Here is a 19,519-nt window from a genome sequence, read left to right as displayed (position 1 = left end):
TTCAAAATTTATCCAATGCTAATTATTAAGAACCAATTTTTCACTAGCTATAGAAAAAAGGGCTGACCTTCCTTATAAGTGCTGAACATCAATATTATGAACAAGTCGGTATTAAAAACATTACTCTTTTTGATTATCTGTACCCTAAGTCTTTTAGTCAATAAATTACATGCTCAAACAATCATCAGAGAATTCAACGGAACAACTTATACAGATCCTAATGTGGTAATAAATGGATGTGGTGGTGTTGCGATTGATTTTTCTGTATCGCCTCTACCCGATCATTCTTACTCGAATTATCAATGGTCAAGGATAGAGAATGGAATTATACAGCCTTCATTTTCTATGCTTGCTGATCCCTTTGAACAATTTAATACAACAGGAGTTTATGGGATCTCTGTAACATTTGATGATTATGATTCCACAAGTTTAAGTACTACTACACGTACGCTTACCACTGCAGCTAACATTATTGAAGTATTTGACCAACCTGAAGGTTCATTTTTCGCCGATGTTCAGAGTGTTTGTGTTGGAGGAACAATTACGTTAACTCAAACTACTCCAGGCACCTTTTCAAGTTTATCGTTTTTGGTTGACAATCAGCTTTACACTCTTACCGGAGATTCCACGACCGTAACATTGAACAATCCCGGCGACTATGATGTCGTATTAAGTGGTACAACAACAGATGGATGTCAGTTTATACGCAGAATGAATGATTATTTACATGTCGAAAAGCCCTACTCCACTTCTTTTATTGCTTCACAAACACTAAGCTGTAATACAACCCAAAATGTTACATTTACTGCTATATCAACTGATATTGATGGCGGTTCTGTGTCTCCAACTTATTTTTGGGATTTTGGAGACGGCACATTAGATACAACCTCCATTAATACTGTCACTCATACATTTGACAGAGCTTTTGGAACTGATTTTAATGTGACAGTAAACACAGAAAGCAACAATTGTGCAGGAACAATTAACAATTCGATCGATATCTACTTTAGAAGTATCAGCAGTCTTTACAGCACTCCAACTGTATCAGGAGATTGCAACGATCATATTCTCACCTATACACCTGGAGCAATTGATCCACAATTAGTAGGTATGAATGTCACTTGGGATTTTGGTGATGGGTCCACCCCAACAGTACATGCTATAGGAGATATAGTTAGCCATGCTTATTCAAACCCAAGCTCAAACCCAGTAAATGTGACCGTTTCAGCAACTTTGAATAACGTAGCTGACAATAGTTGTAGCTATACTGATGCACAAGTAATACCTATTTTGCCTGAAGGTGGAATCACTATTTCTTCTAATGAATTAGAATATTGTAATGAAAACTTCAATGTCATTGTAGGAGCCAACAACCTGCAGAATGTCACAAACTTTTATTGGATACTTGATGGCAATACCTCTACTCCCATTGGGAATAATGCAATGGTTGACACTATTGCGATTTCCGGGTTTGGCAGTCACACCATAGAATTATTTTTCGATGCTGGAACCGGTGATCTCAATGACAATTGTGCTTTAAATAGTATTGATGTTTACTCTGCTCCTTTAAGTCTTTCTGTAGCAGGGGCTTCTCAAGCCTGCGAACCCGCAAATGATTCCTTTTTCGGATCAAGTACATGGACTGATCAAGACGGAAATACAGTAGCAAACCCTTTCCCTGTTAGTATTGAGGAATGGGAAGTTGTCAATTCAATTAATGATGACACTACTTATTATTACACCAATCCCCTTGATTTTGTCAATTTAGAATATGGTAGTTACCGAATTCGTTATAACTTGACTTTAGACTCCATAGGCAACAACCCCCAGTGTGAATATTCTTCTATTGAATACCTTTATGAAGTAGGTGAAGTTTTTGATAGTCCTACATTAAATTTAGATAACGGCACCATTTGTATCGGCACGATTGTGAATTTTTCTACAACTACTGATGCTGACACTGCTGGGCTTGGTCTATCGGGCGAATACCCTATTATTTATGAGTATCGTTATGCAAGTAATTTGAGTTGGGTCGATGTTGGAACTTCAGGTATCGGAACATACTATTATGGTGATATTATTGATGATAATCGGATCGCATTACCTGGAGTATTTCAAGTAGAGCTTAGAGCTGTCATTAACGGGTGTGCTGGTGAGCCTACAATGATGGAAATTACAATTGAACCTTCAGAAGCTGAACATGAAATCACTACCGATGAATGTAACCCTACTGTACTAGGTTTTGTTAATAATTCACTTGGCACTAATGATACAGACTATCGTTGGACTTTAACAATTACACCACCAAGTCAACCCTCTGTAACTTGGACTTCAGGGCTTACGAAGGATGAAAGCTATAATTTTTTAGCCCAACCCGATTTCCCAAGCTTTTCAGGATACGCTCAAGGTGAAATCCCAGAAAACTCTCAAGTTGATGTAACAATTGAAGCAATTGAGCCAGGTAATGGATGCTCAGACACAGAAGACACTACGTTTTTTATGCCAGGACCACTCCCTCAATTAGCCGCTTCACCACAAACCTCAACGGGTACTTGTATAAATGATACTTTGGTATTTAATGCTGGTGATGGGAATATGGGTGATAATTATTCTTGGACTTTTACCCATACTATAGACACTACCATTCAATTTACATTTTCATCAAATACATCGAGTGTCAATACATTTTTTTCTATTCCAGGAGAATATAATGGAAATGTATTAGTCACGACTAGTGGAGGTTGTACTTTTAATGATTCCGTTGGGCCTATTCAAATTACAGGTGGATCAATTGCCATCAACGGTCCAAGTAATGGTTGTGTTGGAGATAATTTCACCTTTAGTGGAACCAACCTTATGTATAGCCCTAATGCTCCTAATTACATTTGGAAAGTAGATGGAGTAACTCAATCTTCCGGTATTGCCACTGGAGGTATTATTCCCGATTTAACAGGAGTAACATTTACTGCTCCTAATACACCTCAAAGCACTCCCCACACTATTTCATTAGAATTAGAAGTAGATGGGTGTTCGGCTGAATACTCCCATGATATAATCGTAACGCAACCTGATTTTAATTTCCCAGCCCCACATAGTGATTATATCTCTTTTGATTATCAATGTGATGAAATTATTACAGTAGTTGATCTAGATTTAGATGACAACGAAGTCTATAATCTAACTACAGCCACAATCACCTATTCTATAGGTGGAACAGCCCTAACACCAGTATCACAAACCAATGACGAAGCGAGATTAGCAATTGCCGCAGGTACTTATACCATGACAGTAACAATTGAAGATGAATTCGGATGTTCTTCTAATGACAACCTTCTATTTACTGTACCGACCATGAGAGAATTAGAAGCAGATTTAAATCCTAACACCACTAACCTTGTCTGTCCTGGATTTGTAAGTTTTGCCGATTCATTATTTGAAACTCCTGGTCATACCACAAGACGTCAATCTTTGGATTCCACAAATACATTATACGATGTTGAAATAATGTCATGGGCATGGGATTTTGACGCAGATGGAACCGTAGATGTAACTACCACTACAGGAAATGTCACACATTATTATGATCGCCCTGGAGAATACAAAGCTATTGTAACTGTAACAGATGCTCAAGGTTGTCAGGATGAATCCGACTCAGTAACTATTGAAGTTGGAGGTACTGCAGGAGGATATGAAATTTTGAAAAAAATTGGATTTGAACCCGCTACTACTACAATGGTCGCTATCCCTGTCATGGACCCCAATACAGATATATCGAATACGATTTACCAATGGTCTTCCGGTCATGGATTATCAGGATCTGATAGTGTTCAAGTATTTACTTATAATACAACTATTGGAGGAGCAAATTTAAGTACTGTCACACCCAACCTTACCTTCTTAGACGAAAATGGTTGTAGTTATCCTGCAGACTATTCAGGTGATATGACAATTCTAAGCTGCCCTGACATCTCTAACCCTGATATTACTTTATGTACTGACAATGGGCCTTACACCCTAAATGTGGAAGACATGGCTTGGAACAGTCAATTTAGTCAATCAGATACCATTGAAACCGATCAATATATCTATTCTTGGGAATTACAATACAGATGGTTTGTTGATGGTAATCCTATTTCAGAAATAAATGGCGGACACGACACGGAAGTGACTTTCAGTTTTGCTTCAGTTGATACCAATCCTTTTGTCATCAATCCTGATGATGCTGATGGCAAATTATATACTATTCAAACCACTATAATTGCATCTTATGTCGATAAAATTGATGCCAGCAATAATGCACTGAATATTTCTGAATGTGTAACAACAGACAATATTAGAGTCATCTTCAACCCTACTCCTGTAGCCGCTTTCACCAACACTGAGGCTTGCGGTGGCGACCCTACAACATTGGATGCATCTACAACAGGTTTTGGCCTCTATAGTAGAGGTAGCATTTCAAATTATGAATGGGATATCGACAATGATGGTACTTATGATATTAGTACTGCATCTTCAAGTACAAATTATACGTTCCCAGGACAGGGTGTTTATCCTGTTACACTTCGAGTGACATCTTCTGATGGTTGTGTCCATCAGACAACAGTAGACTCAGTGATTGTAAATTCTATTCCGGTTGGAGATTATTCTTATCAAAATATCTGTCAAAGTTTTGGCATCCAACTCAATGACCAATCCTCTATTTCTCCTGTTACAGATGATGAAATTGTAAGATGGGATTGGGATTTTAACAATAATGGGACTTTTGATATTGGGGGCACTGACACTTTAATTCATCAGTTTCCACTTGTCTCTTTTGATACACTAAGAGATAATTACAATACAGGTGCAATCATTGGTACTAATGTAGTGCTAAGACCTCGTTTAAGAGTCACTACCAATAAAGGGTGTACTTTTGATTATATGCCTTCTAGTGATTCTCTTTTAGTTTTCTCTTTTGATGACCCAATCGCAAACCTTTCCGCTGTACGTCAATCAGATAATTTGGTGAATGAAGTATGTCTTGGGCAAACCATGCAATTTAATGATTTGTCCAATGTCAGCAACACTAATATCGCTTCCTATATCAGCAGCGGTGTTTTACCAACTGGCGTAAATGATATTAATGCTTGGATGTGGGATTTTGGCGATGGCAACTTTTCTACCTCTCAAAATCCAACACATGATTACTTAACCGAGGGCACTTACACGGTAAGGTTAACAGTCACAACCGCTAGAGGTTGTAGTGATTCAAATACAATCACTGTAAACGTTAGAGAGAATCCCGATCCTGAAATTGGATCAGACAGTTTGATTGTCTGTGATGATCAAACCGTATCTTTAAGACCTATTGCCAATGACAGTATTAATTTTGCTTATACTTGGTCTCAGCTGATTAGTCCAACTACAGGATCGGTCACTGAAAACAACCTTAGCACGCATACCGCTACAGTCGATGTTGATGAAAGTGACTTCAATTCAGGTGAAAGCATTATTGATGTCAGGTATCAATTAGAAATCATTGACAACAACCATCCTACAGCTTGTACTACTTTTGACACGGTTGACGTACAATTCCACCGTTTCCCGAACATTGCATTAGATACAACTTTAATTTCTTGTGACACTTCTGCATACTATGAAGCATTACCTTTTGGAACGGAAACGATAAATGGGTTCAATTACCAATGGACTCAAGTCTATCTCTCTGGAGGAACGGTTACAGAAACGAGTTTAACAGATCAAGATTTCATTGTAAAGCCAAATACGTACAACAGTGGATCTACGATTATCAGAGCAAAATATTATATTGATGTCACCAACGCTATAGGATGTACTGATAGAGATAGCATTGAATTTGAATTTTACAGGAGACCTGATTTCTCTTTATTAAGCCACACTGCTCCTTTTTGTAATGATACAGATCGAAGTTTATATGTAGTAGACTTTTATCCTTTTGGCACATCTGAAATACTTCCCCATAATGCTGCTTATGATTACACATGGTCAATATCTTCAAGCCCAAGTGATCATAATGTAGATCCTTCATTTCTTAATGACCTTATTAATCAAGTCACTACCAATGATACCACTCAAAATTTAACGCTCAATATATTAGAAGACTACTTTAATGATAACACAACAGATTTATCCTTTGCTATAGATTTACATGTTGAAAACACATTTGACAATACTTGTTTAAAGGATACATCCTTGATTGTTAATATTGAAAGAAGACCTAGAGATTTCACTCTTTTAGATACAAGAGTTGACCCTTGTAATTTATCGGTGACTCTTAACCACCACACTGAAACTTTAGATTTTAATTACAGATGGAGAGCTACTTCTGTAAGTTCAGAATATAATGGAGCTGCCATTCCTGATACCAATGATCAAATTCGCTCCTTAAACTTTTCAGATTCAGATTTTGCGACAGGTGAATCCCAATTTACTGTTGTCATGAATAACAGAGTAAGAAGGAAAACCAACCCAAGGTGTACTGTTAGCAAAAATGTTACTTTACAATTTTACAGAACACCAAATATCAACTTTTCTGAAATATGGCCAAACGGGAATAACTGTGCTCGAAATTTACAACTTTCTTCAGGTAGTGAGGTTATTCCAGGCTTCGACTATTCTTGGGTTCAAACGGCAGTTTCTAATGGAACCGTTGTCCATGATGCCACAAATAATAAGGATATCAATTTATCAGTTGGAAGTTGGGATACAGGTGAAACTGTAATTACAGTAACTTATGAACTTACTGTAACCAATTCGGCTTCCCCTACTTGTATGGATGTTGAAAGTTATACATTTGAATTCCATAGAACTCCAGAGATTACTTATAATCCTACAGCACTTAATTGTGCACTTTTAGATACTGTAACAGTTAATAGTGAAGCGCTTAACTCTGCTACATTCTCATGGATTGAAAATACAGTTTCTGGAGGTGCTTTGACTACTACTGATAATGGAAATGAATACATCATCGAAGTGGATAGCTTTGACCCTACATCCCATAGAATAGATGGTAGCTACTCTGTGAATATTGCCAATACGACTGCCAGTATTTGTGATAATGACACAACACTTGATATTGTTTTCTTCAGAACTCCTGATATCGTATTTGTAGATACTAGAACAGATTCTTGTGCACTTACCAATACTTATCAACCATTTGGCACTACAACTATTTCAGGATATAATTATCAATGGAGAGAATTATATGTAAACGGTGGTACTATCTCGACCAATTCACTTACTGATCAAGATTTAACCTTTGATGTTATAAGTTTCGATCAAGATACAGCTTACATTGATATTGCGTATGAATTATATGTAGAAAATAGTGATGCAACAAGCTGTATTGATGTAGATACCGTAATGTTCCAATTCTATAGAACACCTCAACTTAATAACTTTAGAAAAACGAAACCGAATGATGAATGCGGTCTTTCAGTAGTGCTATATCCACTAGATAGTGTTGAAGTCATTAATCATTCAGAAGGCTTTGATTACACTTGGACTTTAGACGCATCAACTGTTACAGGTGCAACGTCAAATACACTACCAGCCACGGTAATCACTGACATTTCAAATCAAATAAATTCTCAAAACTTCAGTTTGAATATGCCTCTGACTGCATTTGACGCAGGCAGTAATGAAATCACTTTCGAATTAGGTTTAAACATAATGCATTCTGCTTCAGGGGTGGATTGTAGCACCGACTCTACTATTTTACTATCATTCAAACGTCCACCGGTAATTGACATGGTAGAAGTCAAATCAGATAGTTGTGCACTCACCACTACGCTTCAGCCATTTGGAACGGAAACTATTAATGGTTTTAATTATGACTGGCAAGTTGTTTCTATTACCAACTATGCAAATTCTACTTATGCAGCAGGTCAAAGCTTTACAGCTCAAGACCTTACTGTAAATCTCGTAGACAGTGATTTTACGCATACGGAATCAAAAATCACAATGATTGTGGCATTAGAAGTACAGAATCAATTATTACCTACCAACCCTTCATGTATTGATACTATTACTGACACTTTAGTTTTCTATAGAACTCCTGAAATTGACACTCCATTTTTGTCTACAAAAATCAATACTTGTGATCATACCGCTACTGCAGCACCTTTTACTACTGATGTAAATGGATATGGTTATGTTTGGGAAAAAGTCTCAGAAACAAATGGAGCAGTATCTGATAATACTTTAACCAATCGAGAAATTACGGTCTCACTTGATACATTTGCAACCAACAGCCTTCAGGTTGATACTCAATATAGATTGAGGGTTTTTAATATTGAAGCACCAAGTTGTTATGATGAACAGACTGTAGACTTTGAGTTTTATAGAACTCCTGAAATGGCCTTTGACAACCCGCTTTCTTATTGTGCTTCGGTTGACTCTTCTATGACATTCCGATCAAATAATGAAGCTTTCGTTCACTTTGGAGCTGATTTTTATTGGAATCTAAATTCTATTACAGGAGGTACTATTGACAGCACTGCAGGTGGTAGCGAAGTCTTTACAATTGATGTCGCTTCTTTTGATACCGATGCCGTAAGAATTGATGCCGAATATACATTAACAATTACGAATCCATCCACTCACACCTGTGATGATGATACAACTTTCCAAGTAACTTTCTTTAGAACGCCAGAAATCAATTTTGCTTCCATAAAAACTGATTCTTGTGCTCTTACTGATGTAATTCAACCTTTTAATGGAGAAGACATTCCTTTGTTTACAAGAAATTGGAGACAATTGTCAGTCAATGGAGGAGCCATCACTCAAAATTCCTCAAATACTGACCTCGACTTAGATATTACAGCAGATAGTTTTGATCAAAATTCCACCACCATTACAGTAAGGTATGAATTAACAGCCACCAATTCAGTATCAAATACTTGTGTTGACAAAGATACGGTTGAGTTCTATTTTTATAGAACACCAAACTTTAATAATTACAACGAACAACAACCTTTAGGACTATGCGGAGGCCTGATCCAAGTTGCTCCTCTTGGTCTAACAGAAGTGATAAATCACAACAATGGTTTTGATTACACTTGGACGCTTGACCCTACTTCTGTTTCCGGGGCCGGAGCTGACGGAAATACGCTATCAGCAAGTATTTTAAACTATTTGAATACAAACCAAAATAGTCAGAACCTGAATGTAAATATTGAGGACAGTGATTACCAAGAAGGAGCACATATCTTACGTTTTAATATGGATTTCAATATTAGACATTCCAATACTAATATTACTTGTGCAGATTCAAGCAAAACGATCATGTTCCAATATTACAGAAATCCTGAAATTAATATTACAGAATTGAAAGCGGATTCATGTGACTTAACGACTACACTTCAACCTTTTGGAACTGAAATTATACCTGGTTTTTCAAACAACTGGGAAATTCAAAATATTACAGGATATAACGGAAGTGATTATACTGTAAATGACATATATACTACTCAAAACACTACGTTTACCATCACTGATGACGATTTCATTTCAAATGAATCTGTAATTAGCATTACACTTGAGTTAACTACAGTCAATACTGAAGCTCCACTCGATAACAGTTGTAGCAATACTGCAACTTACACCCTCTATTTCTATAGAACACCTCAAATCAAAAATGATTTCTTCGCTTCAAAAGGTGCCGTATGTGATAATAACGGGACCATCTCTCCTTTTGATACTCATATCAATGGATATGTCTATCAATGGACTTTGGATTCTATTTCTACAAAGAACGGCGTAGTTACAGGTGTTGTCAATGACAATAGTAGCTTAGCAGAAAGAGAATTAAATGTACAAGTGGATAGTTTCACTGATCTTCACTCGATTATGAAGGTCTACTATAAATTAAGAGTCCTCAACTCAAGCCAACCTATTTGTTATGCAGAAGACACGGTGACCTTCACTTTCTATCGAACGCCTGAGGTAATGCTAACAAGTATGACCGGTGCTTGTCAAAATGCCGTAAAAGTCACTTCAACCAACGAGATGCTCATGGATGTTGATTTTGATTGGATGCTAATTAGTCAATCAGGAGGAACTGTTCTTACTGACCCAGCAGATCATGATGGACATCGAACAATTACCTTTACGGCCACCGATTATGACCCTGGACAAAGTGAGATCAATTCTACTTACATGATCACCTTGTTAAACTCGGGAGAATCAATGTGCGATGATGACACCACCTTTAATTTCACTTTATATCGTCATCCCGAAATCAACTTCAGCTACACAAGATCTTCAGCGGATTCTTGTGCTGATGCCTTAACTATTCATCCTTATAATGGAGAAGGAATTTCTGGATTCACAAACAGTTGGAGTGAAATTTCAAGAACTGGTGGTACAATCACAACCTCATCATTAACCAATGAAGACTTAACGATCTCTTTAGATACATTTGAAATCAATTCAACAAGAGTTGATACTAGATATTCACTGACCTCATTTAATACCAATTCTGCTTCTTGTGAAGATTCTATGAGTATTGTTACAACACTTTACCGTCAAGCTGACTTTACAAATTTTAATGAAAGTAGAGCTGGCGGAATGTGTGGATTGGAAATGACACTTTCACCATTAGGTCTAATAGAAAATATTCCACACAATACAGGTTTTGATTATAATTGGTCTTATGACAGTTTAAATGTAACAGGTGCTGCTAATAATCAATTACCTTCTGATGTAATCAATAGTTTTTATAATCAAGTAAATAACCAAAACCTAAGTTTAACACTCCCAATTGAAGCCTTTGCTGATGGGAGCAATAAGATTGAGGTTCCTGTTACCATTGCCATCGAAAATACTGATCAAAACAGTTGTTCAAATTCTTATAATCATACTATGGTGTTTTACAGACCACCTGTATTTGATATCCAACAAAGTTTAGTAGGGTGTGATGTCACCAACACTATCACTACGTTTGGAAGTGAAAATGCCTCAACTGCTTTTGATTATAATTGGAGTTTCACAACCCCTATTGGAGGTTCCGTTACAAATACTTCTTTGACAGGACAAAACATCACGTTTAGTAACCCTGTATTTAACAATGGAAGTGATACCATCAGAATTAATGTAGCATTAACTGTAGAAAACGTTGAAAATACTTCATGCCAAGCTGACACCGCTTTCACGTTTGTATTCTACAAAACACCGGTCATCAATTTCTCTCAAACGATTACCGGTTGTGACTCCGTGAATTTAATACGCTCAATGGGTAGTGAAACTATTAATGGGTTCGCCTATTTATGGGAACAAACACAACTTTCAGGAGGTCAAGTTGGTTTTACACCTGGTTACTCAACGACGACTCAAGACATCGAAATAGAGAAAGTTTCTTTTGATGCGGGGAGCCATAAAATTGATACTGAATACAAATTAACGGTTCATAATACAGATACTTTAGGGAATGTTCTTTGTTCTGATATTGATAGTACTTCTTTTACTATTTTAAGAGTCCCATCCATCTCTATACAACAATCACTAGTGGCAGGAGATTGTGGAAACACCAATACAATTACAACATTTGGTGCTGAAATTATTTCAGGATTTGTATACATGTGGACTCCTGTCTCAGTCAATGGAGGAACAGTGAATTTATCTTCTACTACCACGCAAAATGTAACGTTTGATAATCCAATCTTTGATGTATCATCTAATAAAATTGACGTAACTTATTCAATCGTTGTTAGAAACGCTGAAAACCCTTCTACCTGCTTCGATACAGAAACGGTTACATTTACTTTTTACAGAACCCCTACCGCTTCACTACAACCTATTGTCCCTGTATGTTCATCAACATCGATATTGCTCACTACACAAGAGTCGTACGTCCCTGACTTTAATTACTTATGGACGTTATTAGACACAAGAGTTGACAATAATCCAAATACAGAGACATTAATAGCTCCTCAAGTAGTGCAAAATGAAAATACTTACACTCTCAATTCACCAGTGGATGTGGAAGGCTTCTTCCCAACTGGAAGTAGTGAAATTACTTACGAATATGAAGTAAGTGTTGAAAATAGTCAATCGCCAGGGTGTACGGATAAGGATACAATTGAAGCAACATTTTATAGAGTTCCGATACTGAGTAGTACACAATCTTTAGACAGTACCAATTGTGAATTAGTCAATATCATTCGTCCATTTGGTACCGAATCTATTCCAAATTACAACTACACATGGACCGAAGTTGCTGTTAATGGTGGATCTATTGACGTTACTCATTTAGACTCTCAAAATCAAGACACACAATTCTCAGTTATATCATTTGATTCATTAAGTCATAGAATTGATGTTTCATACAGAGTTTTTGTAACCAATAATTCTGGAGCATGTACCGGAAACGAAACTTATAATTTCACTTTCTTTAGAACACCTCAAGCAAGTTTAAGCCATTTAAATCTCACTCCTGCTTGTATGGACTCAGAAGTGACATTATTCCCAATTGACAATGAAAACGCAGGTTTTACTTATCAATGGACACCGATTAGTGTTACTACAGATAATGGTATTGATTTGTTAGCTTCTAATATCAAACCATTAGAAAGTAGTTTAAACAATCATACTTTAACTTTAAATCACAACCCTAATTTCCCTCAAAATGCTGTTAGAGTTACATCCGTTTATGAATTAACAGTCACCAACTCAGATAATGGTTGTACTTCGAGTGATCAAGTGACGGTTATCTTTGATAGAGATGCACTTTTAGCATTAGGTACAAATAATTTTAGTACTTGTGACAATAACGACATCACTTTACAAACCGTAGAGCCAAGAACTGACAATTATGCTTACACTTGGACAATTGATAGTATTTACACTGATAACAATGCCGATATCACAGCACTTACAAATGTCAATACATCAACAGTCGGTAGTATGACAATTGATGGAATCCCTTCTGATTTCCCTTCAGGAAGTGCATTAATCACCGCAAAGTATAATGTACATGCAGAAAATCAATTGAATGCCGATTGTGACGCCGATACTAGTTACACCATCTCAATTGCCCGTCAACCTATGATTTCATTTACGGATAATCATTCTGGATGTGCATTAGACTCTGTCACTATCAAACCTTTTGGTGATGAAATGATCAATGGCTTTAATTATAATTGGACTATTGTTTCAATTGATGGATATAGTGGTAATTCCTCTTCTATTTTAAATGCACAAAACAACAATCAGAACATTGACCTCTATTTTGGGAATAATGATTTTAGTGCCGGAAGATCACAAATTGAAGTCACTTTTGAATTAACAGCCAACAATCCAAATGAAGGCGGATGTTCTGACACACAACAACACACTTTGGTCTTCTTTAGAGTTCCAATGATTGACTTCTCGATCACAAAAGTAAGTAATGATAGTTGTGCTAGTGAAATTGTAATACAGCCATTCAACGAAGTAGTTAGTGATTATTCTTATCAATGGACACTACTTACGAATACAAACGGATCTGTTTCAATGGTCAATGATCAAGCAAGAGATTTAGTAGTGAACAACCCTATTTTTGATCAAGGAGAAACTAGAATCGATTTGCGTTATCAGTTAGAAATAATTAATAATAATGTCAACGCATCTCAGCCATGTATTACGACTGAAGAAGTTGCTGTTTCTTTCTTCAAAACTCCTGTACTTGAAAATGATTTATTAACTACGCCAATCAATTGCGGTAGCAATGCGAAACTCAAAGGTTTAACATTCGATATCAATACTAACCAAGAAAGTAATTATGTATTTGATTGGTCCATCAATAATCTTACTGGGGGTACTATTGATACCGTATCCGTATTGGATAGTCTTTTGATTGACGTCAATGAATTTGATCAAGGTTCTGGAGAAATCAACTTCACTATTGATTTAATGGCCCACAACTCGCATCAATACAATACTTGTTTTGCGAATGAAACAAGAAGTTTGACTTTCTATAGAACGCCTCAAGTCAGTTTAAATTCATCAGCGACTGATTTGTGTGAAAACAATCAATTCACAATTACAACAGGTGAAGAATCCGTTTCTGAATTTAATTACAATTGGAGTTTTAATATCACTGATGATATCGGCAACAATACAGGATCAGTGGACTCTACTTCTAATGGAAGTCGAGGTCATACATTAATAGTGTCCAACCCAACATTCCCAACAGGAGCTTCCTACATTGAAATTGAAGCTACCCTAGAAGTCTTAAATGGAAACAGTGGATGTTCGGATACAGAAAGCATTACGCTAAGATTCCATAGACAACCAGAATTAAGTATTGTAAGTTCAAACTCAAATGCATGTGATAATAATACTATTACTTTAAATCCTCTTCAAAGCGAAGTACAGAACTTCACATACACTTGGGAACGTTTGAGTTTGAGTAGTGATATTGATTCCATCAATGGAGCAGACATTCAAATCAGTTCAATGTCTGACTATCAAGTAACAGTCGAAAACCCAACTTTCCCTAACGGAGCAGCTCAACTCTCTGCTTGGTACAAGTTGACAGTTTCCAGCCCATCAAACCCTTATTGTACTATTGTTTCTGACTCCATCGAAGTAACCTTCTTCAGAAGTCCAATTAGTGCTTTAGGGGAAGACCTTCAGGCTGGTTGTGATTCATCTATTATGACTATTAATCCAATAAATGAAGAATTCATTGGTAATTTCAATTACAATTGGACCATCAACAGAATTGATACAGATCAAAGAACATCAGATACAAGGGCTAGTGTGAGCATCAATAATGCTAGCACTTATCAGCCTACATTTGAAGTAACAACTATACCGGGTGATGCTTCTTGGGTAAAAGCCTATATTTCATTGACTACAGAAAACCAATTGAATAATTGTGGTACGAGTACAGATGAAATTGCGGTCACTTTCTTACGAACACCAACAGTGAGTTTACCAGATGATATGGCAGATTGTCAAGAAAGAGTATTCTTCTTGAATCCAAATGAAAGAAATTGGACCGGAATGGATTATGAATGGGAAGTGATTGAATCTATGGGAGGAAGTATTAATAACCAATCAAATATGAACTCTTACCTTGCTTCACTTTCAGAGCCAATTTTCAACTCTAACTCTTTTGAAGTAAACAGTACTATTGTTTTAAGAGTTAAAAACAAAGAAAATTCAAATTGTGTTGCAATCGATACGATGAACATTGTATTCCATAGAACGCCTGTTGCGAATTTTGTAGTGGATCAAGGATTTGGTTGTCAGAATGAATTAATCCATTTCTCTACTCGAAATGCTGAAGTTCCACATGCTGGAAGTGTATTTGAATGGGATTTTAATAATGATGGCAATTATGAAATTCAAACTTCAGGTGATACAACATATACGTTCACAACTGAAGGTGATCACCCCGTTTCGATGAGGATTATTACTCCTGCAGGATGTATTTCTGATAAGTTTACCTCCATCGTTCCAATTCATGAAATCCCTACTCCATCATTTACGTTCAATGATATTTGTATTGGAGAAATTGCCCAATTTATCAATACAACACCTCAATTGACTCAAAGTGGAGATCATGGTATTAGAGCTGTAAAATGGGACTTTGATTACAACGAGAGAAATGGTGCATTATTTGACGCCTACGAGACTAATGCGTCCTTCCAATATCTAGAAGCAGGCACTTACACCGTATTAGTAGAAGTAACCAATAATGGAGGGTGTACAAATACATATATCGATTCAATAACTGTCACACCGCTTCCTGTTGTCACGTTACCATCAGATGTTTGGATTTGTGAAGGATTGGCCACTACTTTTACGCCAGAAGTAGATGTTCCTGTTACTTACTTATGGAGTACTGGCGAAACTACTCAAGCGATAGAGGTAGCACCTCAGGAGGAAACGACATACACCTTAACAGTCACGAATTCACAAGGGTGTGTGAACACACATGATATCACAGTGCATATCATCCCTGATATTGACATGGATAGAGAACAAGAATCATGTGAAACAGAAGCTATCACATTCGATGCTAGAATCCCTGATTATGATGAAACAGTTCAGACTTACATTTGGAGTACCGGCGAAACCACTCCTACAATTGATGTCCTAGAAAATGGAGTTTACACCGTAAGAACAATGGTAGAACATTCTTCAGGGACTATGTGTGAGTTTACCCATGAGTTTGAAGCTATTTTCCATCCTAATCCTGAGATGGTTTTAGAAGACACTACTTTCTGTTTTGAATTTGGCGATTTACTTCAAGTGGGAGCCGTTGAAGGGGAAAACTTCACCTATCAATGGAATACAGGAGAAACCTCTAGAGTAGTTACAAGAGATCGATCTGGAACATACACCGTTGTGGTAACGGATGAGACACATACCACTAGATGCTCAACCGTTGATACGATTTTTATTAATCAAATTTGTCCAGCAAGGATGAATACACCAAATGCCTTTACTCCAAACGGTGACGGCATCAATGACGAGTTCTTACTTGAACCAGCCTATGCTGTTGATATAGATCTTCACATCTTTAATAATTGGGGTGAATCAATATTCCACAAAGAATATAGGACATCATCAGAGGCAAGTAGTCCAGGTAATGGATGGGACGGCCAGTATAAAGGTGCCGATATGATATCAGGTAATTACACTTACACTATTCGTTACACATCACAAAAAGATGGATCTGTTACAGAAAAAACAGGACAAATTTTACTCATTAGATAATTATTGAGACGAGATTTCTTTTAATGAATTGAAATCTCGTTTTTTATATTTTAACAAGTCATAGAGCATCTCATTACTTTAATTTCTATTTCATTGTTTTGAATTTTCATCTTCAGAATTATCAAGGAAAATTACTAATAAAGGTATTTTGGGGTAGTGTTATGATTAAATTCATTGAAGAATTAATTATAGATTATCTTTGGCTTGGTTCTTACATAAAAAGAATAGTAACTTTAAATATTAAGCAAGACAGAATTTATTACAATGACCCTTAAGTCTACAAAAATAATTTTGTGCTTTTAAAAACTATATTTTTTGAAATTACCTATTCTTATATGAAGAAAATATTTTTGGCCCTTAGTTTATTAATCGCCTCTTATTCTGTCTTTGGACAAGGTATCATGGTAGCAGGAAAGGTTGGCACAAGTATTTCAACCATTAAGACCAATCGTGCGAATGATTTCAACTACAAGCCAAATATTAATTTTGGTATAGCAGTCGAGGCCGCTACAAACGATATGTTTTCATTACAGGCAGAATGCATGTACTCTATCATTAGTTCAAAATCTGAAGGAACAACCATCAATTTGAATTATGTTGATTTTCCAATTTTAGCAAAACTTACATTTGGAAAAAAAGAGCGCTTTTTCTTCAATGCAGGCCCAATGGTAAGTATTTTGGCCAGAGCAAAAGAAAAGGGGTCTGTAAATATTTTGGATGGCACATTGAGTCCTGCTGAAAACAGTGGAGAAAGAGATGGCATGAGATATTTAAATGACTCTAACTTCTCTATGGTTTTTGGAGTTGGAGCATTGATAGATAATATAATGATAGACTTTAGGTACATTACTGGTTTTTCAGATATTTCAAGAGCAGAAGGTAACGACTTATCTGTCTCTAGATTTGATATAACTGTAGCTTACGCTTTAGTATTTTAAGTAATCATTCTTTTTAAATGACTGCTTAAAACCACGACATAAAATTTCAACAACAATTAAATTAAATATAGACTAAGCCAAAATACTTCAAACACTAATGAGGTATTTTGGCTTTGTTGAATTAAAAACCAATGGAAAAAGAAATACAAGCTTATATTGTAGATGTCCATGGAAGAGTAATCTTTCCTGGAACGTTAAAATTTAGTGGAAAAAAAATTACTTCCATCAAATACGACGAATCTGCAAAAGGTTGCAACCAATATATAATGCCTGGGTTTGTGGATGCACATATCCACATTGAAAGTTCAATGCTTGTTCCATCAGAATTTGCAAAAATTGCAGTAAGACATGGTACGGTAGCAACAGTTTCTGATCCTCATGAGATTGCCAATGTGTTAGGCGTAGAAGGTGTTCAATACATGATTGATGATGGGAAAAAAACACCTCTGAAATTTAACTTCGGTGCCCCTTCATGCGTTCCTGCTACAAACTTTGAAAGTGCAGGAGCGACCATCAATTCAAGAGCAATTGAATCTTTATTAAAAAGTAAAGACATTAAATACCTAGCTGAAATGATGAATTGGCCGGGTGTTTTATATGGAGATGCAGAAGTAAAAAAGAAAATCCTTGCCGCCAAAACACTTAACAAACCCATAGATGGACATGCCCCTGGACTAAAAGGAGAACAGGCAAGAAAATATGCCAGTGCGGGTATATCTACCGATCATGAATGCGTAGAACTTGAAGAAGCAAGAGATAAGTTAGAAGCGGGTATGAAAATACAGATTAGAGAAGGAAGTGCCGCTAAAAACTATGAAGCCCTTGCTCCTTTGATCAAGACCAACCCTGAATCCTTAATGTTTTGTACAGACGACTCCCACCCTCACGAGTTGATCGATTATCATATGGATAAGTTTGTACATCGCTCTATTGAAAATGGGGATGACATTTTTAATGTTATAAAAATTGCTTCCATCAATCCTATTAATCACTATAAGCTTGATGTGGGACAATTAAGAGTTGGAGACTACGCCGACTTTATCATCGTTGACAGCATTACGGACTTTAATATTATTGCCACTTATATAGATGGTGAGAAAGTCGCTGAAAATGGTAAAGAGCTATTCACAACACCAAAAGCAGAAATAGTCAATAAGTTTAACTGCACCAAAAAACACACCTCCTTTTTTGATGTAGATTACCAACCCGAAGATAAAATAAGATGTATTGTTGCTCATGATGGTCAACTTATCACATCAACCGAAGTGCATGAATACAAATCTTTCAAAAGAAATGATGTACTTAAAATGACCGTAGTAAACCGATACGAAGACACAGATCCTTCAATTGCCTTTATTAAAGGTTTTGGGTTATTTAAAGGAGCAATCGCTTCTACAGTAGCACATGACTCCCACAATATTGTTGCTGTCGGTACATCTGACTATGAGATTTACAAAGCGGTCAATAAAGTCATTGACATGAAAGGAGGCATTTGTATAGTTTCTCACGACGAAACAAATAGTCTTGAATTACCGATTGCCGGATTAATGACAAATGAAAATGGAGAAATTGTGGCCGAGCAATACCAAAAGCTACTCGATAAAGCGAAAGAATACGGTAGTCAATTACATGACCCTTACATGACTTTATCTTTTATGGCATTACTTGTCATACCTCAACTCAAACTGAGTGATAAAGGACTATTCGATGGTTCTACGTTTAAGTTTACAGATTTATTGGTGAAATAATATACATTATCTACTTGATAAAAATGAAGGGGCTGTCGCAAAACTAAGATTTGAATAAATAATCATTATGTTTAACTTATAACATAATGATTATTTACTATGCTC

Annotated in this window: 3 protein-coding genes; all 3 read left to right on the top strand. The window is 36.4% G+C overall.

Translation table 11 applies throughout. The features are described from left to right. The first annotated feature begins 96 nt into the window (after nt 1-96). The 3 genes from IC221_RS12170 (at nt 97) to ade (ending at nt 19,414) form a co-directional block, all read left to right on the top strand. A complete protein-coding gene (locus IC221_RS12170) occupies nt 97-16,728 on the top strand; it encodes a PKD domain-containing protein (RefSeq protein ID WP_188169233.1) in 16,632 nt (5,543 codons plus the stop codon). A 335-nt stretch (nt 16,729-17,063) separates the two neighbouring features. Further along, the gene (locus IC221_RS12165) at nt 17,064-17,666 is read left to right on the top strand and encodes a porin family protein (protein WP_188169232.1); all 603 of its coding nucleotides are present in this window, start codon (nt 17,064-17,066) and stop codon (nt 17,664-17,666) included. A 131-nt stretch (nt 17,667-17,797) separates the two neighbouring features. Further along, nucleotides 17,798-19,414 carry an adenine deaminase gene (gene ade, locus IC221_RS12160; RefSeq protein WP_188169231.1) on the top strand — a complete coding sequence of 539 codons (1,617 nt, stop codon included), beginning with the start codon at nt 17,798-17,800 and terminating at the stop codon, nt 19,412-19,414. The last annotated feature ends 105 nt before the right edge of the window (nt 19,415-19,519 follow it).

Origin of the sequence: Flammeovirga sp. EKP202 (genome assembly GCF_014534745.1) — a bacterium.
GTDB lineage: Bacteria > Bacteroidota > Bacteroidia > Cytophagales > Flammeovirgaceae > Flammeovirga.
The sequence above is the reverse complement of the archived record's forward strand: the minus strand, read 5'-3'. Positions and strand labels throughout refer to the sequence as shown.

Bases quoted from the DNA above. Each gene is read 5' to 3' on its own strand.
- IC221_RS12170 (WP_188169233.1), top strand. From the start codon at position 97: ATGAACAAGTCGGTATTAAAAACATTACTCTTTTTGATTATCTGTACC.
- IC221_RS12165 (WP_188169232.1), top strand. From the start codon at position 17,064: ATGAAGAAAATATTTTTGGCCCTTAGTTTATTAATCGCCTCTTATTCT.
- ade (WP_188169231.1), top strand. From the start codon at position 17,798: ATGGAAAAAGAAATACAAGCTTATATTGTAGATGTCCATGGAAGAGTA.